Below are 23,788 nucleotides of genomic sequence, written 5' to 3'. Positions count from 1 at the left end.
TATTTAATTGAAAGATTTACTTTTGCATTACGTATGCGTTATAATGCATATGATTTAATTTTAAATCACTTAATATTTATTATACTAATGAAACCCGATTTACAACATAGTATTATCATATTTAAAGCGTTGTCTGAAATTACACGCCTTAAGATTATTTGGTTATTAATTAATATGGATTCTAAAATTTGTGTGACCGAAATTATTGAAGTCTTAAATGAACCACAATATAATGTGTCTCGTCATTTAAGAATTCTTAGTAAAGCAGGAATTTTAGACGAAGTTAAAGAGGGAAAATGGGTCTATTATTTTATTAAATCTAACGATAGCGCATTTTTTCAACATATAAAAAATGCAGTGGGAACCATTTCCGATAAAGACATGACAATTGAAATTCAACGTTGTAAACAAAGACTTATAGCTCGTTAAAAACTAATAAAACCAATTTCACGATTTGTTTGTATTGGTTTTTTTTACGCTCTAACATATGTGTAATTATGCATATGTTAATATTTGAAATTAATAATTATAACATCTATTTAAAATGACAGAAAATTTAAAAATTGCACTAGACGAGTTTATCCATGTAAGTGTAGCCTTATTCTTTATTATTGCATTTGTATCTGTACTTACCGGGTTTATACGTGCATATATTCCGCAAGAGAAATTACAGAAACGGCTAAGTAAAACAGGAAAGTTTAGTGGTGTAATGGGAGCAGTTCTTGGTATTCCAACACCATTTTGTAGTGCATCTATGGTACCGGTTTCAATGGGAATGCTAGAAATGGGAGCGCCTTTAGCAATGGTATTTTCATTTTTATTATCAGCACCTTTAGCAAATTTTGTTGTTGTTGCCTTTGTTTTTGCTGTATTTGGGTTTAAGGTTGCTGCAGTGTATTTTCTAATTGTATTTATTGGCGCCGTAGTTTTTGGGACTATTGTAGGTAATACATCCCTGGTAAATCATGTGAAAATTATGGTTGTTACACCTAAAGCAACTTCATGCAGTAATACAGAACCAAAAAATACTAGTTGTTCGGAATCAGTTCAGGTAGAACAAACAATAACTGCTTCGGTATGTACTTCAAATCCTCAAGTTTCAACTTGTGGTTCAACTACAGATCGTAAATTTTTAAATATTAAGCATGATAAAGTTAGAGAAGCACTAGAATTTGCTTGGTCGCTTTTTAAACGTATTATGCCTTATGTTCTTATTGGTGCTGTTATAAGTGCTATATCGGTGGTATTTGTACCAGATGCTTTTGTAGAAAAATATTTAGGAAACGATAATCCTTTGGCCATATTTCTTGCTGCAGCTATAGGTGTGCCTTTGTACCTTAGAATAGAAATGGCTATTCCGTTATTAAGTGTGTTAATAGGTAAGGGGATGAGTATGGGCGCAGCTATGGCTTTGCTCATTGGAGGTACAGGAGCAAGCTTACCTGAAATTGCAATTGTGTCTTCTATGTTAAAACCTAAGGCTGTTGTTGCTTTTGTAGGCTCCATAATGGCAATAGCTGTCTCTGGCGGATTTATATTCTACTATTTGTTTTAAATCCGTATTTCTAAGTGTATACTTAGTGGTTTATACGTTTTACTAAAAGACAGCACTGTTTTATGCTAAAATAAATACTATTTTAGCATAAAACCTTTAGTAGTTAATGCTTTAGATTACTTTAAATACACTAAAAATGAACAACACATCTCAATTCCTTTTTACTCTAGTCTTGTGTCTTAGTCTAGTACATTTTTCATTTGGACAAGTTAATACACTCACAACAGGACCTGTTTTTTATACGGTTGGCGCTGTATATGCTGTAGATAATTTAGATTTTATACCAGAACCTTCTCAAGATTTAAAAGCCATTTTTGATATTGCGAACAAACAACCAGATGCTATTAAACCCAATAGGATTATTTCTAGTCTGCACCGTTATTACAATATGCACGTGAGATATGGAACACCAAAAGAAAACATACATCTTGCTCTTGTTTTACATGGTGGCGCGGTAAAAGATGCGTTATCATCTCATGTGTATCACGAAAAGTATAATGTAGATAACCCGAATGTAGATTTAATAAAAACGCTTTCGGACATGGGCGTAGATATATTTCTATGCGGACAATCTATGACTGCTAAAGGCTATACTAAAGCAGATTTATTGCCAGAAGTTAAAGTGGGATTATCTGCAATGAGTGTGCTTACTGTATATCAAATGAACAACTATGCTCTAATTAAATTTTAGTATTTTTATATTATGAATTGTTAATAATTCTGAAAAACAAATTAACCATGAAATTCAACCTATTAATAAGTTTTCTATTATTAACCTTTTCTACATATTCTCAAAATACAATTTCAATTGGTAAAGAGACAACAATACATTCAGACATACTAAATGAAGATAGAAAACTGGATATTTATCTTCCCAAAAACTATGAAAAATCAGATAAGAATTATCCTGTTTTATATTTGCTAGATAGTTATTACAATTTTACTCATACTGTAGGTACGGTTGAATATCTTCTTTTAAATGAACTCATTCCTGAAATGATTATTGTAGGCATAAAAAATACTAGACGTAATCTTGACCTAACTCCAAACTCTAAAGAATTAAACAAGGAACAGCAAGAAAGATTGGGATTAACCGGTGGAGCTGATAAATTTATAGATTTTTTAGATAAAGAATTAATTCCTTATGTGGAACAAACATATAAAGCTGCTTCATACAAGGTAATCGTTGGGCATTCTTTAGGCGGGCTATTCAACGTTTATACTTTTTTAAAAAAACCAGATTTATTTAATTCATATATCACCATTAGTCCTAGTTTATGGTATCCAAATGAATTAATAAGTCAAGAATTCGAAAAAACCTTTTCCGATAATTTGAAGTCAGATAGAACTTTTTATCTAACATTAGCTAATGAAAATGTGGGAAATATGCGTGGTAACGTTCTTAAACTTAGCGGAGAGTTTAAAAACTACATCAATGCCCATAAAAAATCTGGTTTAAGATTTAAATATGACCCCATGCCAAATGAATCACACGGGACTGTTGGATTACCTTCAATATTTTTTGGTTTACGTTTTATTTTTGAACCGATTCAATATAAAACTCCAAAAACAGAAGATGAAATTATGGCTTTGGGAGGCCCAGATAAATCAATTGAGAAAACTATAAAATATTATAATCAATTATCCGAAAAATTTTGTTATAAAATCACTAATGATTATGCTCTTAATGATTTAGGATATTCTTTTTTAAGAATAGAAAAATTTAAGAAATACGCTGTAAAAGCGTTTAAAATTAGAATAGAAACCAATCCTAATTCATTCGATGCTTATTCTGATTTAGGATTTGCTTTTGAGGAACTTGGTGAACTACAAAAAGCAAAACTTAATTATGAAATTGCATTACAGTTAATCAAGGAAGCAGAAGATCCAGAATGGGAATTCTGCCAAATTAATTTGGATAAAATTGAGAAAAAAATAAAAGTAAAGAATGGTAATTAAAATAAAAACGTTTTACAATCGAGTGGATGGCTCCGCCATCAAATGAAGGAGTGCACCCCTCACACCACCGTACATACAAAAGCTTCGCTCTGTAGTTTCGAGCTTTTCTTCTCACTAACGTATACGGCGGTTCGTAAATCATCACACCAAAACTCTTTTCACCCTAGGTACTATCTTCTAGTTTAAGCATAGGCTACAACTAGTGCTCCTATGCGAATTTTGAAGAGAATTACGTTCAGTCCTTCCCTACTTGTGAGTCCATCGGAGGTATTACCTCTGCTCGTTTCCTGTAGGTACTATGATCTCTGCTGACTTCTCCAAATAACCAACTCGTAGTTGCCCCTCACGCCAGCTGGCTCGTTCTCTAAAAATGTCTACCAGACATTTCTTTACGCTCTGCCCCCCAGGTAATGACATCTTTTTTCCGTCAATTCCTGTTGTATCTACATACTTACCCTTTTGTTAATTTTGGGGCGTTACAATGATGTGGTTGCTTACCCGAGTAAATATGCCTCTGTATACGATTTCTGTTTGGCCTGTCCTGAGCATAGACGAAGGGTCAGTACCGAGTTTTGTAGTGGTATTTGCTCTTTATTCAATCGCAAATAACCTTCAGATAAAACCTCACGGTTTTCACCCTTGCGACTTACCAATGCTTCAGAACGTTACTCCTGCGTATAAGGGACTTGCACCTTATAGATTAATTATTTATCTTTCGGTAAATCAAAAGATGCTCATGCTGGGCACACATAAAGTATAAAATTAATTACTAGTTCTAGTCTACTTATAAAAATCTTCACAGATTTCATCTTCAGTTTTTTTATGTTAATTTTACACTTAATTACGTAACTATCCTTACAAAAGATATTTTGTAATTAAGAACTTGTAAATGAAAACTATACCTGAAAATAAAATTGAATTATACCTGAAATTAGGAAAAATACTCGCTCTTTTTGTAAAGGTTGATGTCTATTTTGAAAGCAGAACATTTGATTGGTTAAAACTTGAAAAATGTAAATCTAATTATAGAGTGACGTTAGTAAGAAGTTTTGATGAAGGAGACGACGTTTTTAGCGATGTCTATGAGTTTAAAACATTAAATGTTTTAGACGAATCTGAAAACAAATTTTCAGAAGGAGATTTTGAAACCATTAGAAAATGGATTTTAGAACATTTTGATGTAAAAATGGATCAATTTTATCAAATAAATGACTTGAAAATTAAATATTTAGAATTGGTAAAAGCTAATAAGTTGGGCAGTAATTTAAATGACTAGCGTATTTAAAACTATGCTACAAAATCTTTAATCTTTCTATGCCTTTTCTAAATCACTAAAAAAGTCAAAAGCACGAACTTCTGCGTAAGATTGCTTAGAATGTTTTATGGGAAAAGCACAATGTCCGCCATATTCTGGTGTTTCTAAATACACAAATTTACTGTTATTTGCACGAGATTTTGGGTAACAACGTGCTCCTAAAAAAGGATCGTCTAGGGCGTTTATTATAAGTACAGGAGTTGTAATGTGTTTTAAAGAGTATTCAGGAGACACACGTTTGTAATAATCTTCTTTATTTAAAAAACCATGTATGGGCGCCGTAAAATAATCATCTATTTCATCAAAACTATGTAATGCGTTTATTTTATCTACGTTTGCTAATTCAGGAAACTGTACAACTTTCTGTTTCAGCTTACTTACAATACCTTTCTTAAAATTATTTAAATACACTTTATTAAAACCTACTTTTAAAGTGTCTGAACACGATTTAATATGCGTTGGTGCAGACACAGCAACGGCTGCTTTAATACGACCATCTGGTTTTAGTTTTCCTAAATAATTTAATACTTGTGCGCCACCCATAGAATAACCAATAAGGTAAACAGATTCTATACCTTGTTTAAAAGCAAATTGTACAACCGCATCCAGATCGTCTATGGAAGCATGATGGTACATTTTAGGTAAACGGTTCATACGTCCGCCACAGGTTCTATTATTCCAAGCAAATACAGAAAAATTATGTTCGGCAAAATAATTAGCACAACTGTTATTGTACGTTCGTCTAGAATCGCCTTCTAAACCATGACATAAAATCACCGCTTTTTTAGTTCCTTTTATAACATAATCTACATTTAAAAAATCGCCATCGCTTAATTCTACCGTTTCAGTTTTATAATTTGGCGGATTTACATGCTTAATCTTAGCCGCATAAATGGTAGAAAAATGTGGGTTTTTATTTATAAAAGAAGGTGCTTCGTATTTAGAATGTGCTATTAATGGCATGTATTTAATATTATAAAGTACTTATTTATAGAGGGGTTAAAAGTGTTTATTTTCCGAATAATTCGTTAAGCACAGTGTTGCGATATTCAAAAATTTCTTTCAGTTTATTTTCAATCATAATTACATTGGCAATGTTTCCTAAAATTCCAAACGGAGGCTGATAGGTTACAATGTCTTTCATTAAAGTGCCTTCTGGAGTTTCCTCTAAAAAGTGCTGATGATGCCATATTTTATAAGGTCCAACACGTTGCTCGTCTACAAAATAATGGTTGTCCTTTACGTGTGTAATTTCAGTAACCCAAGTTGTTTTTATACCTAAAACAGGGGAGACCTTATAGTTAATAATCATGCCTTCGTACATGGCGTCAGGCAAGTCTCCAGAAACAATATCAAACCCCATATAATCTGGAGTAATGGTTTTTAAGTTCTTCGGATTTGAAATAAATGCCCATAACGTTTCTATAGGCTGATTAAATAACTGCTGACGTTTAAATTGAAAGACTCCCATGATTATTATTTTGGTTTAAAAAGTGGCTTGATTTTATTATGCTACTAAAAATGAAAATTAATACATTTTTAGGTATAATTCCTTCGGTTTAACTCTAATTTTATAAGTATTGTTTAAAGCTGTTAATATCGAGTTATAATTAATTTTTATACTTTAGAGGTACTCAATTAAAACGATGACGTTAAATATATTTAAAGATAAATTTCTAGGGCCAATATTAATCATATTTTTTGTCTTTTTATTTTATTTGAGACAGATGAATGATTGGGTTTTTCTACTATCATTTATGTCTGTTTTGCTAACCATTTTGTGTCTTATTTTTTATTTAAAAGAAGATAATTATATTCTAAATTATTCAATTGAAGGTGAGATGTTGAAAATTGAATATCAAAAGAATTTCTCTAAACATAAGGTGAAGATCTTTTCTGATAATACGAAGTCTATTGAATCTATAAAATTTAATTCAAAATCATTTCTAGATACATTTCACGTCATTTCTATTAAATATAAGGATAAAGAAGGTCTATATAATGTAAAGACTTTTAAAATGAAAAACAATAAGGACTTTACAGATATATTACATTATCTACAATGTAATATACAAGGCTAATAGCTATTTAAGACTTCATTCATTACTGCATGTGCAAACTTATCAAACCTTGTGAGAAGTATATTTGTAGTTTCAAATTTGTTTGAATAAATCTGTTATTTAGTCAGATTTTAATGTTCTGTCTAACTGTTGAAAATTAAAATTGCTTTAAAATCTGAAGAATCTCAGAAAAAGACGGACGCGTTTTTACATTTGATTGAAAGCACCCTGAAATTAATTTTTGCAAAGTTTCTTTAAGGTTTTCATTACGGTTGTTTTCCGGAACAAGATTCAGTATATCTTCTAATAAACATCCAAAGGCACGAACTTCTACACGTTCAATAGTGTGAGCATGATTTTCTTTTTTATTATAAAAGGTTGCTGCACCAAAATCGCCTAAAAGACAATCGGCTTCATTATTTATTAAAATATTATGCGCATACAAATCGCCATGATTAATCCCTTTACTGTGTAATTGTGCACTTACAGAAGCAATACTTTTAGCAATTTTTAAAATCTGGTTAGTATTAAAAACAGTGTCAGCATTAAACATATCTCGTGTACAAGATGCCATACTTGGCGGATTCCCTAAATTAATGAAAGCGGGTGCTATAAGTTTCATTATTAATCCGCTTTTGTTTTCAGGATGATATTTAATTTTTCCTAAAACAGGAATTAAACTATCGTGAGATCCTGCAGCGATAGAAACCGCCATTTCATCATCTGGTAAACCATCGCTAGTGACATCGCCTTTAAAAACTTTAATGGCAATATCTTGGTTTTTAGAAATCCATTTGGCTTTAGAAATAAATCCAGAAGCACCTTCTCCTAATAATTCTTTTACATTAAAATCGGTCCAAGTATAAGATTCAAAATCGGTGTCTAATGCCTTTTTATAAGCTCCAGGATTTCCTCCAAATGCTACCCAAGATAATTTAGGTAATTCAAATAACCAATCTGGAATAGATTTTATGTTGTTGGCAGAAATTCTTAAAAGCTCTAAGTTTTTACAATTTGCCATATTGTTAGGCAAGGCTTCAATTTTATTACCTGCTAAAGCACATTTTTGTAGTAACGTACAGTCTCCAATACTTTTTGGTAAAATGGTAATCTTATTGTCGGTTAAAATTAGCCAATTTAATTTAGGCGGAAACACATGTTCTGGAACCGTATGAATGTGATTAGATTTAAAACCAATCATATTTAAATTCGGGCAGTTTCCTAAAACAGTAGGATATGTTGTAAAATTATTCCGTGCAAAAAATATAATTTTTAATTGCTTAAGTTGGCTAATACTTTCTGGTAAAGATGATAACTTATTGTCTGATAAATCTAAAACCTCTAAAGTTTCGGCTAATGCAAATATTTCCTCCGGAAACGAAGTTAAACCACAGGCTAATTTTAGGCGTTTACTTCCTGTTAATGCTCCCGATTGTAATGCTTCTAAAGTATGCGTCATCTTAAAAATATTAGGCTACAAACTTAATTATTATTACGAGTTTATAGCTACAGTATAAAAAAACTATTCCGTTTTATGTCTTAATTCATATTATAACAGATAATACCGTATCGTTTAAAACGTTTAAACACAATGTAAAATGGAATTTTACTAATCCTGGAAATTAATTATCTTTGATTATTAGAATTATAAATTCATAATTTTTAACTTAAAAGGTATTCGTAAAAAGTTAATGCTTTTAGTTTCAGTTTATAATGTAAACGGTTCTTTAAAATTATTATGTATCTTAATATTTAAAAAAGAGAATAGGATTGTTTTAGTGAATTGTTTTTATAAAATAAATGTAAGGTTCTTTCTCAGATTGCACTAAACACATTAATTTCATACTAAAAATAAAATAGTAACATGAGAAAAATTTTAGCAGTTAGTTTAATTTCAATAACCACTTTAGTGTCTTGTAAAGACGAAAAGAAAGCCATTGTAACAGAAGTTAAACAAGATGTGCCAGAGCAAATGGTTATAGACGTTAAACCAGAATTTAAAAATAAAGCTCATGAATTAGTGTATGAAATGGTTCAGAAAGTGGGAGATTACAGCACATTAATGAGTAAGAAAGATGTTGTGTATACCTACACTTACCAAACGCCAGATGGAAAAACAGATGTTACTACAGAAAAGTACATGTTTAATGGTGAATTGTCTTACGGAATGTACACCAAGCACGAAAGATCTTTAGCCGATATGGAAGGCATGTTGGAACAAGGTTACGATGGAAGCGAATATTGGTTAAAACATAAAGGTGAAGCTGTAAACGACCCAAAAGCTTTAAAACGTGTAGCTTTTAACAGACCTACAAATTTTTACTGGTTTACAATGATGCCTAAATTATTAGATCCAGGTTTAAATTACGAATATATTAAAGAACAAACTGTTGCAGATAAAGTTTACGATGTTGTAAAAGTAACGTTCGATGCTACAGATGGTAAACCTAAAGATATTTACCAATTATACATTAATAAAGACACTAAATTAGTAGACCAATTTTTGTTTACAGTTATGGATTTCGGAAAATCAGATCCGTTATTAATGCAATTAGAATACGAAAATATAGACGGTTTATTATTGCCTACAAAACGTAAATATAAAGCCTCTAATTGGGATGCAGAAGTTACAGATAAACCATGGATATTAGTAAATTGGACAAATATTAAATTTAATAATGGTTTAAATAAAGCCGATTTTACAAAGTAAAACATTCGAAATAACTGCTAAAACAAACCTAAAATTTTAAACAGATGAAAAAAGCCGTATTCTTTGATATGAATGAAACCTTATTAAACTTAAGTGTGCTTAAAACAGAGTTTGATAAACATTTTAACGATGCTTATGTTTTAAAATATTGGTTTACTAAATTATTACACAGTTCTACAGTAATGGGAACTATGGATGCTTATAAAAATTTTGGAGAGTTGGCAGATGTTGCTTTAGAAAATCTGTTTTTTGAAAACGATAAACCCTTAAGTCCAGAAACGAAATCTGAAATTTTAGGAGCATTTAAAAAGTTACCTGCTTATGCAGATGTAATTCCTGCAATTACGATACTAAAAGCTCATGATATTAAAGTTATTGCGGTGTCTAATTCATCTTTATCAATGATAAAAGAGCAGTTAACACAGGCCGGAATTATAGCGCTTTTCGACTCGTATTACTCTGTAGACGATGTTAAGAAGTACAAACCATTTAAAGATATTTATCTGTCTGTGGCACTACAAGAAGGATTGCAAACTAAAGATATTGTTATGGTTGCTACTCACGATTGGGATTTATTTGGAGCAAAAAAAGCAGGTATTACAACTGCTTATATTAGCAGAAAGAAAGAGATTTATAATCCGTTTTATTTACAAGCAGATTTTAAATCATCAGATTTACCAGAATTAATGCAACAGATTATAGCATATAATAATTAGTGTTATATTTTTTGTCTAAAACAATTTCAAATAAATAAAAAGAACAGTATTGTATTTTCAATGCTGTTCTTTTCTACTTTTATACCCATTAGTTTTAATTAATTTGAAATGAAAATGATTGAGTATGTATATGCCGTAATATTGAGTATTTCGGTTGTTTTAATATTTTTTGCACTTAAACAATATAATAATACCAAAACCTTAGAAGCCGAAGGTATTCGTACTAAAGCTAAAGTTGTGAGTTTAATACAAGTAAGTGGTGACAAAGGTTATACTTATAAACCGGTTTTCGAATATACAGATCGTACCAATACTGTGGTTAGATTTAATAGTAGCGTAAGTTCTAACCCGCCAGCCTATAATATAGGGAATTCTGTAATGATAATTTATGCTAAAAATGGAGACGATAGAAAGGTAGTCTCGTTTTGGGGATTATACAGATGGACTATTGTGCTTTTAGCTATTGCTTCACCTTTATTAATAATTGGAGGTGGTTATTTTTTGTATTCTAGAGGCTAATAATTTAATTTATTGGATATTTTTTATACTGTACTTTTTGTATACCCATGTCTGTTTTCCATTGTTTTAATTCTATAAAACCAAGCGATTTGTATAATTGATTTGCGGGAGTATTTAAAATTCCAGTTTCAACAATACAAGGTTTAGAAGTTGTTGTGTTGAGTACAAAATTTACTAATTCTTTTCCAATACCACGTCTAAAACATTCTGGGTTAACAACTAAACTATTAATAGTTATTTTAGTTTGTAAGTCTTCAATTTCTATAATTCCTGCTAAAGCATTTTTTTCAAAAAAAGCATAAAACGTAGTATCACTTTTTTGATAATTTTCAATGGTACGCTCCAGCGGAGGAAACTTAGAAATACCTAATAATTTAGCTTCAACAGTATATGATAACTGAAAAAGGATATGTATTTTAATTGCTTCTTCTAATTGATGATGCTCTAGCTTTTTTATCATTTTAAATAGATGGGTTTTATATCCGGTTTTAAGTAATTATTTCTATAATTCTATTTAATTTTTCACTTTGTCTCCCCATTCTGTCCAAGATCCATCATACACTGCTTTTTTGTTTTTTAACAGCCCTTCTGCAGCCAAATACATAACGCATGCAGTAATTCCGGAACCGCAACTAAAAACGACAGGGCGATCTTCTTCTGCTAAACTTTTAAAAAGTTGAGTGCGATGCTCTTCACTTTCAAACTTACCATTATTAAGCACTTTGGTATAAGGTATATTAATAGAGTTATCAATCTGTCCGCTTCTTAGTCCTACTCTAGGTTCTTTTACTAAACCATTAAATCGGTCTTCAGAACGCACATCTATTACCAATTCTTTTTTTGTGGTTAGATTATTAAAAACAGCATCAAATTTTCTAACTATAGTTGTGTCTAATTTTGCTTGAAATTTTCCTTTTGTATAGACTTCTTCTTCTTCTTCTTCTTCTTCTTCTTCTTCTTCTTTTTTTATTTCAGTAGGAAATCCCTTTTTTATCCATTCAGGCAATCCACCGTTTAATACATACACTTGTTCATGCCCCATAGATTTAAATAACCACCAAACACGCGGACTCGAATAAATGCCGTTAGCATCGTAAACTACAATAATACTTTCGTTATTAATTCCTAAATTTTGTGCCTCTGTTTCAAATTGCGATTTTGAAGGATAAGCAGTAGGATATTCGTTTGTTAAGTCGCTAAACTTAAATTTAAGATCGAAAAAACGTGTATTAGGAATCTGAATATCCTGAATTTCTAAAGGTTGTTTTAGAAGTTGATTTTTTAGAGTACAGTCTAGAATAACTACGTTTTCTGTATGTAATTTATCTTTTAGCCATTTTGCAGAAATTATAGATGAGTTCATTTTTTGCTTTTTATATAATTAGAGATTACTAAAATACAATAGTAAATACGGACTCATATAGTAACTTAAATTTAATTTAGAGAATAGCGTTTAAATAAGATTAATTAGTCCTAGTTGTATTTAAAAACCAAATTAATATTTTGGTTTTTGCGTTTCTAAAAAGAGATAGTAGCGTACTCTTTTTTTATGAATACATCTATATTAGTTAATTAGATGTGGTCTACTTTGCTTTTTAAGTAAGTCTATTATTATTTTAATCAAAATCTTTTAAATAGTGGTTTGAAAAAAATAATGCATAATTTTCTATAACTTCTATTTTAACTTTAGAGATACCTTCTTCTATTAAATCTATTTCTCTTGCTGCTGCCTGAGACAGATCTATAATTCTATTTTTTTTATAAGGTCCACGATCATTTATAACAACTACAACCGATTTATTGTTACTTAAATTAGTAACCATAACCTTTGTGTTAAAATCTAGAGTAGGATGAGCTGCTGTAAATTTATTTTTATCATAAAATTCACCGCTAGCTGTTTTTTTTCCTTCAAAAGAATTATTGTAATAAGATGCTTTTCCTGTTTCTGCAGATTGTGCTTTTCCAATGGTATGCATCAAAAAGAAACAGAGTATACATGATATTCGAAATACGGGCATAGTATATAATTTAGCTTAAATTTATTAATACGTTTTTACTGTATTTCTATGCTTTCTCTTTCTTTTTTAGAGGCTCTATATTACCATCAAAAGTGATGCTATTTCTATTACTACAGTAAACCGTTAATGTTGCTGTATCTGGTCCATAAACCGTTAGTGTAACTTTAAAGTTTTCAGAATCGTTATTAATACTATACTTAACGGTTCCCGTTTGTTTTTTGTCGTTATAACTTAATTGATACTCCTTATAAGGACCTTCAAATTTAATTCCGCCATCATCACCATAAGCAGCCATATGTGCAACGCCAAAGTAAGGTAAGTCTGCTTCTGTTATAGTATCGTTAACTTTTAAAAAGTTAGGGTTTCCTATTAAGCTAATACGTTTTCCGCCTTGTGTTGTGGCCCAATCTGCTTCAAAAGTAAATTTAGAAGTTTCTAAAAGTGTTTTTACTGCAACATATTCTTGCTCTTGTTTTTCTTTCTTTATAGCTTTCTTTTCTGCTCTAGTTTGAGAAAATGTTAAATTAATACCGAAAACTAAAATTATTAATAGAATAACATGTTTTTTCATGACATATAAGTTTTGTTTAATATAACAAATTATATACCAAAGTAGAAATTACTGATTTTATGTTAATGACCTCACACTTAAAAATAATAAGATATTACAAGCTATTATTTACGTTTACTTAGGAAAGATTTAAGCCACAACCCTGATTTTTTAATAGTACGTTTTTGGGTGTTAAAGTCTGTATGTATTATCCCAAATCTTGGTTTTGTGCCTTCTGCCCATTCAAAATTATCTACTAAAGTCCAGATAAAATATCCTTTTACCGGAATCTTATTTTCTATGGCTTTTAGTGTGTATTTAAAAGTTTTTTTAAAATAATTAATTCTGTTTTTGTCTTGAATTTTACCATCTTCTATGTCATCTTCAAAACACACTCCAGATTCTGTTATATAGATGTCTTTAACTCCAGAATAGGTGTTAAATTGCTCTAACATTTTATATAATCCTTTCGGGTAAATTTCCAAATTCATAGCATTAATCTTTACATTCCTTTTTTCTGCAGGGACTTCTGTTGCGAAAAGAATAGGAGGGAGCAGGCTAAATTTAGCAACGATTTTAAAATAATATTGCACACCAATAAAATCGAAATCAAATGGCATTAAGTCTTCATCTCCCGGTTTTATGTATTTAGACATAAAATCTAATCCCGCAAAAGCATCTATCGGATATCCCATACCTAAGGCGGGTTCAATAAAAAATCGATTTAATAATGCATCTATCCTTACTGCTGCTTTTTTATGTATAACTCGTCTGTTAAGCGGACGCACATAAGAACAAGAAAACGTGGTGCCAATTATGGCGTTTTCTACATTTTTACGTACTAATCTTCCGCCTAATGACTGACAAAGCGTTGCGTGATGTGCTGCAGGTAAAAAGTTCTTTAATCTTTTTTTTTCTGGCGCATGCATGCCCATAAAATAGCCAAGACCAATAAAACTCATGGGTTCGTTTAAAATAATCCACGTTTTTACTTTTAATCCGTATTCTTTAGTACAAAAGTTTACATACGCTTCAAACCATCCTAAAATATCACGATTTGTCCATCCGCCTTGGTCTTGTAACGCTTGAGGTAAATCCCAATGATACAGCGTTACCCAAGGTTCTATGCCAATTTTTAAGGCATAATCTATAACATCGTGATAAAAAGCAACACCTTCAGGATTAACTTCTCCAACACCTTCAGGAAAAATACGAGACCACGATAAAGAGAAACGAAAACTATCTAAATGTAGCGCTTTTACATGATCTAAATCTGTTTTATAGTTTGAATAGAAATCTGTAGCTGTATTTCCATTTCCTTTTTTAAAAGATTTTCTATTGGTAAATGTGTCCCAAATAGATGGGCCTTTGCCATGCGTATTATACGCACCTTCATTCTGATATGAAGAAATGGTAACGCCCCATTTAAAAGATTTAGGAAAATGTTTTGATTTCACGAGTTATATGGTCAAATAGCTAAAGTATTCTAGTTTAAAATTAGCCGATAATTAATTTTTAAAAATAGAAATTAATGAAAAAAAAGCTACTTTTTAAACTTTAAGAATAGATTAAGTTATACTATTATTTTCTTTGTTTTTATCTTCATAAATTTGAATTATCTTTAATATAATTAGTGTTGATTCGTAAAGCCCATTTTATAAAATAAAACTTTATAATCTTCAAAAAACCATGCACATTATGAGTCATTTCAACTTAAAAAATATAAAATTCTCAGTATTAGATTTAGTACCAATTACTAAAGGAAATACGCAACAACAGGCGATGCATAATGCTCTAAATCTAGCGCAACATACAGAAGCTTTAGGGTACACCAGATATTGGATTTCAGAACATCATAATATGGACAGTTTGGTAAGTTCTGCAACTGTTGTTTTGTTGGGTTATATTGCTCAAGGCACATCTAAAATAAGAGTGGGGTCGGGAGGTATTATGTTACCTAATCATGCGCCTTTAGTGGTTGCAGAACAATTTGGAACCTTAGCGACATTATATCCCGATCGAATTGATTTAGGGTTAGGACGCGCACCTGGAACAGACCAACGTACAGCAATGGCTTTGCGTAGAGATAGACAAGAAAGTGTTCAGGATTTTCCGAATAACATACAAGAATTACAAAATTATTTTACAAATGAAAATCTGGGAGAACCTGTTAGAGCAATTCCAGGAGAAGGGATAGATATTCCAATTTATTTATTAGGTTCTAGTACATTTAGTGCCGATTTAGCAGCTAAAAAAGGATTGCCTTATGCGTTTGCAAGCCATTTTGCACCAGCTCAATTATTTGATGCACTTCATATTTATAATAATACGTTTCAGCCAAATGCTACACATGAAAAACCATATAGTATGGCCTGTGTAAATGTAATTGCAGCAGATACAGATGAAGAAGCGCAAGTGCTTGCAACCAGTTTATATCAATTAGCAATGGGAATTATCACGAATGTGCGTCGCCCATTACAACCACCTGTAGAAACTATGGATGGTGTTTGGAACGACCAACAACAAGCCATGATTAATAATATGCTGCATTACACGTTTATAGGAAGTAAAGCTACAATTGAAAAAGAAATTTCAGAATTTGTCGCCAAAACTCAAGTGCAAGAACTTATTGTAGTATCTCATATTTATGATCATGAAGCTCGTAAAAAGTCTTATGCTATTTTAAGTGAAATTTTTCAAGCATAAACAATTACTATTCTACTGATTTTGTAAACGTCACGTCAAGCTGAATTCATTTCAGCTTCGCACAAGATGTATTCTTTTTAATACTAAAAGATATTCAATATTTTAAAGAGATACTGAATTGAGTTCAGTATGACGGTAAACTCACTAAACTATTTTTAGATAAAATAAATTACTCCACACGTGTCAAATTCAAATCCTGAAAATCGAAACTAAAATCGATGTTTGGCGAGATACCTTTCATTTTTATTCCAATAGCATTGCCTTCTTCATTTAAATTAAAAGTAGCAAAAGCATCGCAAGGCATTCCTGTAAATTCCCATTTTACAGCAAAAGTTGTTGCTTTATAAAAATACATTTGTCCGTTTAATTTTGGAGAACGTTTAGAGGTAAACCAAAGCTTTCCTTTTTTCTCGGTAACTGTAATGTCTCCAAACCAAGGATCGTTATAAGTACCTATATAAGTATTAAAATCAATTTTAGTTTTTTTATTTGTTTCAACAGTATCCCAAACAGCTTTGGTAACGGCATCTCCATCTTTTTCTTGAGCTTTACTATATTCAGAAAGTTCTGTAATCCAATCTTTCTTTTCTACACCCAAATACATATCTAAAATAGTTTCAGGAATAGAGTAGAAGGCATAACCTCCCGGATCTGTATTGGTTAAAACTACAATTCCTAAATTTAGTTCTGGAACTAAAATGGTACGCGATAACATACCTGTTAATCCACCGGTATGGCTTACCACAATTTTTCCTTTAACATCAGATATTTCCCAACCTAAACCATAAGCAGAAAAATGATTACTGGTACGTTGGTCTCCATCTAAATTATATCCAGTTATGGTTAAGGGCGACCACATTTGTTTTTGTACAGCTTCAGAAAATAATGTTTTAGATAAATCTGTACCGTATTTTCCTTTGTTTAATTGCATTAGCATCCATTTTGTTAAATCGCTAACACTAGCATTAATTCCTCCAGCAGCACCAACTAAATCTCCGCCATCGTAAGGTGCAACTTCAACTAATTTGTTATTATAAGAACTATGCGGCATAGACACATTAGCATCAGGTTTTATACGATTAATAAGTGGTACAGCGGCTGTCATGTCTAAAGGATTAAAAATACGTGTTTGTATAAAATCGGCCCAAGGTGTGCCGCTAATTCTATATATAACTTCTCCTGCAACTAAGTATAATAAGTTATCATAATCGTATCTTGTACGAAAAGCAGATGTTGGTGTTTGGTATTGAAAACTATTAAGAATATCATTCATCGTAAATTCTCCAGCATCTGGAAAAATCATTAAATCTCCAGCACCTAACCCCAAACCACTTCTATGGGTAAGTAAATCTGTAATAGTAAAATTTGCAGTAACATAATCGTCGTACATTTTAAACTCAGGAATATAGTCTACCACTTTATCGTCCCAAGTGAGTTTACCTTCATCGACTAAAATGGCCAATGCTGCCGAAGTAAAAGCTTTAGAATTTGAAGCTATAGCAAATAACGTTTCATTGTCTACTTTCTCTTTGCTCGTTACAGATTTTACACCATACCCTTTAGAGTGTATAATTTCTCCATCCTTAACAATAGCAATTGCTAATCCTGCAACATGATCTATAGTCATAGATTTTGCAACTAAAGAATCTATTTGTTTAGAGCTTATGCTTTGAGAAAACCCTTTTAGACTAATTAGAACTAGAAAAGTAACAATACAAATTTTTTTTAATTGCCTCATAATAATATACAGTTTGATTTTTAAGGGGTTATACTGTTGTTATTTTTTAAATGTATGAAAAATTATTTCAGAATGGTTTTATGTACTTTTTATATAGGATTTACGATAACGTTATAAAACTAACAATTTGATATTATTAGATGATTTTTAGTTTTGTTTTTGACAATGTTTAAGTTTAAGTTTTAAAAAAGTAACAATTCGGTAAAATATTGTTCATTTTATTCCTTTTTAAGAATATTGAAAAAATATTCAAACGTTTGAAAAATATTAAACGTAAGTTATTGTCAAACAATCAATTATGAGGTTTTTATGATATTGTTGTTTTTGTTAGCGAAAATTTACGAAAATTACCAAATTAATGAATTTTAACAATTGTTTAACGGCTATTTGTGGATAGTTCCGAATTCGTAAAAAACCTATCATTTGTCATGTTTTAAGCTTTGCTTTCTGATGAACTTTGAAATATAGAATTAATAATAAGCATTAATAAAGATGAAAGTATGAAAGTAGCAGAGTTAAAAAATACAGGCCTTCAGACTGAAGGATTCCAAAATGGAGATTGGAATAATACGATTAACGTACGTGATTTTGTGTACAAAAATATTACACCTTATCATGGTACTCAGGACTTTTTAATTGGACCAAGTGAGCGTACACAAAAATTGTGGGATGTTTGTAAAGCCGAAACTAAAATCGAAAGAGCTAACAACGGAGTACACTCTGTTGATACGGATATTGTTTCTGGTATTGCGAGCTTTGACGCTGGATATATTGATAAAGAAAATGAAACTATTGTTGGTTTACAAACCGATGGTTTATTAAAACGCGCTATGAAACCTTTTGGAGGTTATAAAGTGGTTCAAAAAGCATTAGAAGAAATAGGTCTAAAGCCAGCTAATGCCGTAAACGAATTATTTTCTAAATATGTAAAAACACATAACGATGGTGTGTTTGATGCATATAATGCAGAAATTAGAAAATTTAGATCTTTAGGATTCTTAACAGGTTTACCAGATAATTATGCACGTGGTAGAATTATTGGAGATTACAGAAGAATAGCTTTATATGGTATTAACAGTTTAATAGATGCTAAAAAACAAGATTTAGCACACATTAAAGGCCCGATGACAGATGCTGTTATTCGCTTAAGAGAAGAAGTGTCTGAGCAAATAAAAGCATTAAAAGACATGATCTTAATGGGTAATGCTTATGGCTTAGATTTAAGTCGTCCAGCACAAAATGCTCAAGAAGCAGTACAATGGACATATATGGCATATTTAGCAGCTGTAAAAGAACAAGATGGTGCAGCAATGTCTCTTGGTAATGTGTCTACATTCTTAGACATCTATATTCAAAGAGATTTAGATAATGAAGTGATTGGAGAAATTGAAGCTCAAGAATATATCGATCAATTCGTAATGAAACTACGTATGGTACGTCATTTAAGAATGTCTGCTTACGATGAAATTTTCGCAGGAGATCCAACTTGGGTAACAGAAGCGATTGGTGGAATGTTTAAAGATGGACGAACTAAAGTTACTAAAACGGCGTTCCGTTTCTTACATACATTATACAACTTAGGACCATCACCAGAACCAAATATTACTGTATTATGGTCGCCTTCTTTACCTGAAAACTTCAGAAAATATTGTGCTAAAGTTGCTATTGATACATCTTCAATTCAGTTTGAAAACGACGATTTAATGCGTGAATTAAGAGGATCTGACGATTACGGAATTGCATGTTGTGTGTCTTATCAAGAAATCGGAAAACAAATCCAATTCTTCGGTGCACGTACTAACTTAGCAAAAACATTACTTTTAGCTGTAAATGCTGGGCGTTGCGAAATTACCGGTAAGCAAATGGTAAAAGGTATTGAACAAGATAACGATGAGTATTTAGACTTCGATAAAGTGATGGCTAATTTTAAATTGGCAATGACAGAAGTGGCTCGAGTATATAACGACTCGATGAATATTATTCACTACATGCACGATAAATATTACTACGAAAAAGGTCAGATGGCTTTAATTGATACAAATCCAGCTATAAATATCGCTTACGGTATTGCAGGATTATCTATTGTAGCAGATTCTTTATCGGCAATTAAATATGCTAAAGTTAAACCAATTAGAAATGAAGACGGTTTAACCGTAAGTTTCGAAATTGAAGGTGAATTCCCTAAATATGGAAATGACGATGATCGTGTAGATATTTTTGCTCACAATGCTGTTGAAGACTTTAATAACGAATTAAAAAAATTAGCAGTTTACAAAAATGCAGAACCAACAATGTCTGTGCTTACTATTACGTCTAACGTAGTATATGGTAAAAAGACAGGAGCAACTCCAGATGGTAGAGATGCAGGTGTGCCTTTTGCACCAGGAGCAAATCCAATGCACGGACGCGATACTAACGGCGCAGTAGCTTCATTAAACTCTGTTGCTAAAATAGATTATAAAGATTCACAAGATGGTGTATCTAATACCTTCTCAATCGTACCTAAATCTTTAGGGGCTACAGATACAGAACGTATAGATAACCTAGTAGCAACCTTAACAGGATATTTTGCTCATGGTGCACAACATTTAAATGTGAATGTATTAGATAAAGACACTTTATTAGATGCTATGGAACATCCAGAAAATCACCCGCAATTAACAATTCGTGTATCTGGATATGCAGTTAACTTTATAAGATTAACTAGAGAACAACAAATGGAAGTTATTTCTCGTTCGTTCCACGAATCTATGTAAAACGTACTCTGTTTATTTAACTTGAAGAGGTATTCAAAAAACGTAAAGCACTAATTTTTATTATTTCAAATCAGTAATCTCCTTATTAATTTTTAGTGTAGCTTATCGTTTTGGATACCTCTTATTTTTTAATTAAAAACATACTATTATTAAAACTTCAGACAACATATTAAATGTACATTCCATAGAATCTTTTGGAACACACGATGGGCCTGGAATACGTATGGTTGTGTTTTTACAAGGCTGTAAATTAAGATGTCAGTATTGCCATAATCCAGATACTATAGATACACAAGGAGGTACAGCATATACTATTGAAGATCTTGTAAAACGTGCACTTAGAATGAAATCTTATTTTGGAAATAATGGAGGTGTTACTGTTTCTGGTGGTGAACCTTTACTACAAGCTAAAAGTTTAATTCCTTTTTTTAAACGTTTAAAAGAAGAAGGTATACATACTAATATCGATACTAACGGACGGTTATTAAATCATCCTACAACAGAATTATTAGATCATTATGCAGATTTAGTAATGCTTGATATTAAGCATATGAATGAAGCTGGTTTTCAGAAACTTGCCGGAGCAAAAAATAAAGAAACCACGTTTAATTTCGCAAAATACAGAGAAGCTTCAGGAAAAAAAATGTGGCTACGTTATGTATTGATTCCTGGAATAACTAATACTCCAGAGTTGCTTCATCAATTGGGTACATATTTTAAAGATTATAAAACCATTGAAAAAATTGAACTTCAGCCTTATCATAAATTAGGTGTTCATAAATGGGAAGCTTTAGGTTGGGAATACGAATTGAAAGATGCAAGAGAAAACACTCAAGAAGAAATTGATACTGCAGTAAAAATTTTGAGTTCGTACTTTAAAGAGGTTAAAGCAAATTAAAACGTATAAAATACATCACAATAAAATAGCTAATGAATTCTCCCAAAGAAGGTATAAAAATAGTAAATGAAATTGCGCTTAATAAAGAAGGATATACCGTAAGTAAAACATTAATCCTTGCTTTCTTAGCGGGAGCTTATGTTGCTTTTGGTGCATTATTAGCCATTATTATTTCTGGAGGTTCTCCTGGAATAGCAACACATAACCCTGGATTAGTAAAGTTTTTGTTTGGAGCAGCTTTCCCGTTAGGACTTATTCTTGTGGTTTTAGTAGGAGCAGAGCTTTTTACGGGTAATAATGCTTATTTTATTCCTAATATTTTAACCAAAAGACAGCCAGCATGTGCCATGTTTAAAAACTGGGGATTGGTTTATTTTGGAAATTTCTTTGGTGCTATATTTATTGCTTACGTTATTACGCATTTAACACATTTAGTTAGTAGCGATCCTTATATAAATATGGTTCATGATATAGCTAGAGGAAAAACAAGTCATACTTTTTTAGTCACTTTTATAAAAGGAATTGGAGCAAATTGGTTGGTCTGTCTTGCGCTTTGGCAAGGCATTGCAGCAAAAAACACTATTGGTAAAATAGTGGCTATTTGGTTGCCTGTTATGGCTTTTGTAACTATGGGATTTGAGCACAGTATTGCAAATATGTATTTTATTCCACTTTCTATATTTGAAGGAGCAGATATTTCTTGGAGTACTTTTATTATTAAAAACTTAATTCCTGCAACTTTGGGTAATATTGTTGGAGGCGTTTTATTTGTAGGCTTACCTTACGGTTATTTATTTGGTAAAACAGAAAATTAATCTAGTATAAAATGGAAGTTTATCTAAACTTTTAATTTATAATTTTTTCTAAAATAGTTAGACGGTTTTCCGGTACTTACGTTAATCTATCGTATATTTATGTACCGTTTTAATGGTCTTTTAGAGTTTTTTTGATAACACTAATTATTTCATTTTTAATAAATTTTTCATATAAAAGTATGAGAAATATATTTATAATGTTAAATTTGATATATATTGGTAATTAAGCTCTTACGGGCAAACAACTAAATTTTAATTAAACCTCGGTATCTATCTTGTCGAGGTTTTTTTTTATCAAAGTTTTTTATATGAAATTTATAGCTGATTAGATTTCGGATTAAAACATGAAAAAGCCCTAAGTACAATGTTGCTTAGGGCTTTTTTTATTTAATTAAGAGCAGCTATTCTTTGTTGAATTAAGGGTTGCCATGTATTTATTAATTGAAGTTCTCCACTTAGTTGGATGTTGGTATCTTCATTAAAAAATTCGAATTGAGATTCGGTAACTGTTTTATCTTTTGGAGTAAAATCTAATTTTAAAGTTTCAATAGCATTAACATTGCTTTTTGCATTTAAGTTTTTACCAAATTTTAAAATTCTACAGGCTTTGTAATCCGATAAGTCTAAACACTGTTCTGTTGTTTTTTCTGCCGTTTTTTTAAAGAAAAGAACCTTGTTCTTAGGTTCGTCTAAGCCAATAATAAAATCTACACCTACTTCGTGTTTCGTTATTGTAGCATCATTTTTATTAGCTAAAGCAGTTAAGTTTTTAAGCATGTTCTTTTTTCGTTTTCTACTGTTTATAGTAGATAATATAAAAGGAGAAGCGCATATTATTATAAAAAATATGCTAAGTATAAGTGTTCCGGTATTCATTGTATTCTGTTTTAAATTAAGTCATAATAAATGTAGATTATGTAATTAAACATAACCTTACTGTTGTCATTAGGATGTGTGAAATCACACACAATTAAAACAAGGTATTACCAGAAATAATGAAACGGAAAAATGAAATCGTTTTTACGATAGTTAACCAAAGTATTGGTTTGATATGCTGTATATTGTGAAATCTGAGCACTAACTATACGTTCGTTTAATTTAGGAAACCAACTGCTATTAAATACAGGGGTTTTAGAGAAATCTCCAGAAGTAGTAGGTCCAAATGGAATACTTATGTTTTCTGGTTCAGAGGTTAAACTGAAAAGCGATTTGTTTATAGAAGAAACATCCTGATGTTTTTCAGAATGTTCTGTGTTATTTGTGAAAGTTTGAGGCAGCGGTTGTGCTACACCATACAGTGCAAAACAATATAAAAAGGCTAATAATACCCCTCCAGAAAATGTAACTGCTTTTTTCACGCTACGAAATTAATGTTTTCGTGTTTATGAATATCGGCTTTAACATTTTATTTTAAAAATTAATATCAAATATTTTTTCATTAAGTATGTTTTCTAAGGTGTGTAGAATCTTTAT

23 protein-coding genes are annotated in these 23,788 nt (G+C 31.2%); 12 read left to right on the top strand and 11 right to left on the bottom strand.

The genetic code is table 11. The features are described 5' to 3' along the window. Positions 1 to 87: 87 nt before the first annotated feature. From GQR95_RS12930 to GQR95_RS12910, 5 genes are all read left to right on the top strand, one after another. Positions 88 to 429 carry a metalloregulator ArsR/SmtB family transcription factor gene (locus GQR95_RS12930; protein ID WP_159023553.1) on the top strand — a complete coding sequence of 114 codons (342 nt, stop codon included), beginning with the start codon at positions 88 to 90 and terminating at the stop codon, positions 427 to 429. A 115-nt stretch (positions 430 to 544) separates the two neighbouring features. Beyond that, on the top strand, positions 545 to 1,555 hold the full coding sequence (locus tag GQR95_RS12925) for a permease (RefSeq protein ID WP_159023552.1): 1,011 nt from the start codon (positions 545 to 547) through the stop codon (positions 1,553 to 1,555). Positions 1,556 to 1,691: 136 nt separating this feature from the next. Next, a complete protein-coding gene (locus tag GQR95_RS12920) occupies positions 1,692 to 2,246 on the top strand; it encodes a DsrE family protein (RefSeq protein WP_159023551.1) in 555 nt (184 codons plus the stop codon). A gap of 47 nt (positions 2,247 to 2,293) precedes the next feature. After that, positions 2,294 to 3,514, top strand: coding sequence for an alpha/beta hydrolase-fold protein (locus GQR95_RS12915; RefSeq protein ID WP_159023550.1), 1,221 nt, complete (start codon positions 2,294 to 2,296; stop codon positions 3,512 to 3,514). Positions 3,515 to 4,403: 889 nt separating this feature from the next. Beyond that, the gene (locus GQR95_RS12910; protein ID WP_159023549.1) at positions 4,404 to 4,790 is read left to right on the top strand and encodes a hypothetical protein; all 387 of its coding nucleotides are present in this window, start codon (positions 4,404 to 4,406) and stop codon (positions 4,788 to 4,790) included. Between the two features lie 36 nt (positions 4,791 to 4,826). Here GQR95_RS12910 and GQR95_RS12905 read toward each other — a convergent pair whose 3' ends face one another. The 3 genes from GQR95_RS12905 to GQR95_RS12895 form a co-directional block, all read right to left on the bottom strand. Further along, positions 4,827 to 5,792 (bottom strand): YheT family hydrolase, encoded by a 966-nt coding sequence (locus GQR95_RS12905; RefSeq protein ID WP_159023548.1) that lies wholly within the window; start codon positions 5,790 to 5,792, stop codon positions 4,827 to 4,829. A 46-nt stretch (positions 5,793 to 5,838) separates the two neighbouring features. Then, positions 5,839 to 6,300: an SRPBCC family protein gene (locus GQR95_RS12900; RefSeq protein WP_159023547.1), complete on the bottom strand. Its 462-nt coding sequence runs from the start codon at positions 6,298 to 6,300 to the stop codon at positions 5,839 to 5,841. 746 nt (positions 6,301 to 7,046) lie between these two features. Then, positions 7,047 to 8,348, bottom strand: coding sequence for a leucine-rich repeat-containing protein kinase family protein (locus GQR95_RS12895; protein WP_159023546.1), 1,302 nt, complete (start codon positions 8,346 to 8,348; stop codon positions 7,047 to 7,049). A gap of 405 nt (positions 8,349 to 8,753) precedes the next feature. Here GQR95_RS12895 and GQR95_RS12890 point away from each other — a divergent pair, with 405 nt between their 5' ends. The 3 genes from GQR95_RS12890 to GQR95_RS12880 all read left to right on the top strand — a co-directional run bounded on the left by GQR95_RS12890 (position 8,754) and on the right by GQR95_RS12880 (position 10,834). Then, positions 8,754 to 9,599, top strand: coding sequence for a DUF6503 family protein (locus GQR95_RS12890; protein ID WP_159023545.1), 846 nt, complete (start codon positions 8,754 to 8,756; stop codon positions 9,597 to 9,599). Between the two features lie 44 nt (positions 9,600 to 9,643). Continuing rightward, positions 9,644 to 10,315 carry a haloacid dehalogenase type II gene (locus GQR95_RS12885; RefSeq protein WP_159023544.1) on the top strand — a complete coding sequence of 224 codons (672 nt, stop codon included), beginning with the start codon at positions 9,644 to 9,646 and terminating at the stop codon, positions 10,313 to 10,315. A gap of 108 nt (positions 10,316 to 10,423) precedes the next feature. Next, positions 10,424 to 10,834, top strand: a complete 411-nt coding sequence (locus tag GQR95_RS12880) for a DUF3592 domain-containing protein (protein WP_159023543.1) — start codon at positions 10,424 to 10,426, stop codon at positions 10,832 to 10,834. Between the two features lie 4 nt (positions 10,835 to 10,838). On the opposite strand, the gene GQR95_RS12875 is transcribed toward GQR95_RS12880, so the two are convergent. The 5 genes from GQR95_RS12875 to GQR95_RS12855 all read right to left on the bottom strand — a co-directional run bounded on the left by GQR95_RS12875 (position 10,839) and on the right by GQR95_RS12855 (position 14,859). Then, on the bottom strand, positions 10,839 to 11,294 hold the full coding sequence (locus GQR95_RS12875; protein WP_159023542.1) for a GNAT family N-acetyltransferase: 456 nt from the start codon (positions 11,292 to 11,294) through the stop codon (positions 10,839 to 10,841). 54 nt (positions 11,295 to 11,348) lie between these two features. Beyond that, positions 11,349 to 12,197: a sulfurtransferase gene (locus tag GQR95_RS12870; RefSeq protein WP_159023541.1), complete on the bottom strand. Its 849-nt coding sequence runs from the start codon at positions 12,195 to 12,197 to the stop codon at positions 11,349 to 11,351. Positions 12,198 to 12,450: 253 nt separating this feature from the next. Further along, positions 12,451 to 12,810, bottom strand: coding sequence for a septal ring lytic transglycosylase RlpA family protein (locus GQR95_RS12865; protein ID WP_233266058.1), 360 nt, complete (start codon positions 12,808 to 12,810; stop codon positions 12,451 to 12,453). An 88-nt stretch (positions 12,811 to 12,898) separates the two neighbouring features. Beyond that, positions 12,899 to 13,423, bottom strand: a complete 525-nt coding sequence (locus GQR95_RS12860) for a DUF4251 domain-containing protein (RefSeq protein WP_159023539.1) — start codon at positions 13,421 to 13,423, stop codon at positions 12,899 to 12,901. 104 nt (positions 13,424 to 13,527) lie between these two features. Then, entirely contained in the window at positions 13,528 to 14,859 is a 1,332-nt protein-coding gene (locus GQR95_RS12855) for a glycoside hydrolase family 1 protein (protein WP_159023538.1), read from the bottom strand. A 241-nt stretch (positions 14,860 to 15,100) separates the two neighbouring features. Here GQR95_RS12855 and GQR95_RS12850 point away from each other — a divergent pair, with 241 nt between their 5' ends. Further along, on the top strand, positions 15,101 to 16,108 hold the full coding sequence (locus GQR95_RS12850; protein WP_159023537.1) for an LLM class flavin-dependent oxidoreductase: 1,008 nt from the start codon (positions 15,101 to 15,103) through the stop codon (positions 16,106 to 16,108). Between the two features lie 169 nt (positions 16,109 to 16,277). Here the strand turns inward: GQR95_RS12850 and GQR95_RS12845 are convergent, their stop codons facing one another. Further along, positions 16,278 to 17,846, bottom strand: coding sequence for a serine hydrolase (locus GQR95_RS12845; protein ID WP_159023536.1), 1,569 nt, complete (start codon positions 17,844 to 17,846; stop codon positions 16,278 to 16,280). Positions 17,847 to 18,346: 500 nt separating this feature from the next. Here GQR95_RS12845 and pflB point away from each other — a divergent pair, with 500 nt between their 5' ends. The 3 genes from pflB (at position 18,347) to GQR95_RS12830 (ending at position 22,315) form a co-directional block, all read left to right on the top strand. Then, positions 18,347 to 20,602, top strand: coding sequence for a formate C-acetyltransferase (gene pflB, locus GQR95_RS12840; RefSeq protein ID WP_159023535.1), 2,256 nt, complete (start codon positions 18,347 to 18,349; stop codon positions 20,600 to 20,602). A 145-nt stretch (positions 20,603 to 20,747) separates the two neighbouring features. Then, positions 20,748 to 21,500, top strand: coding sequence for a pyruvate formate-lyase-activating protein (gene pflA / locus GQR95_RS12835; RefSeq protein ID WP_370514554.1), 753 nt, complete (start codon positions 20,748 to 20,750; stop codon positions 21,498 to 21,500). A 32-nt stretch (positions 21,501 to 21,532) separates the two neighbouring features. After that, complete coding sequence (locus GQR95_RS12830) at positions 21,533 to 22,315, top strand: formate/nitrite transporter family protein (RefSeq protein WP_159023534.1); 783 nt, start codon at positions 21,533 to 21,535, stop codon at positions 22,313 to 22,315. Between the two features lie 387 nt (positions 22,316 to 22,702). Here GQR95_RS12830 and GQR95_RS12825 read toward each other — a convergent pair whose 3' ends face one another. Both GQR95_RS12825 and GQR95_RS12820 read right to left on the bottom strand, forming a co-directional pair. Then, positions 22,703 to 23,191 carry a hypothetical protein gene (locus GQR95_RS12825; protein WP_159023533.1) on the bottom strand — a complete coding sequence of 163 codons (489 nt, stop codon included), beginning with the start codon at positions 23,189 to 23,191 and terminating at the stop codon, positions 22,703 to 22,705. A gap of 107 nt (positions 23,192 to 23,298) precedes the next feature. Then, positions 23,299 to 23,673 (bottom strand): hypothetical protein, encoded by a 375-nt coding sequence (locus GQR95_RS12820; RefSeq protein ID WP_159023532.1) that lies wholly within the window; start codon positions 23,671 to 23,673, stop codon positions 23,299 to 23,301. Between the last annotated feature and the right edge of the window lie 115 nt (positions 23,674 to 23,788).

Origin of the sequence: Formosa sp. L2A11, assembly GCF_009796865.1 — a bacterium.
Taxonomy (GTDB): Bacteria; Bacteroidota; Bacteroidia; order Flavobacteriales; family Flavobacteriaceae; genus Formosa.
This window is presented reverse-complemented; position numbering and strand designations above follow the sequence as displayed.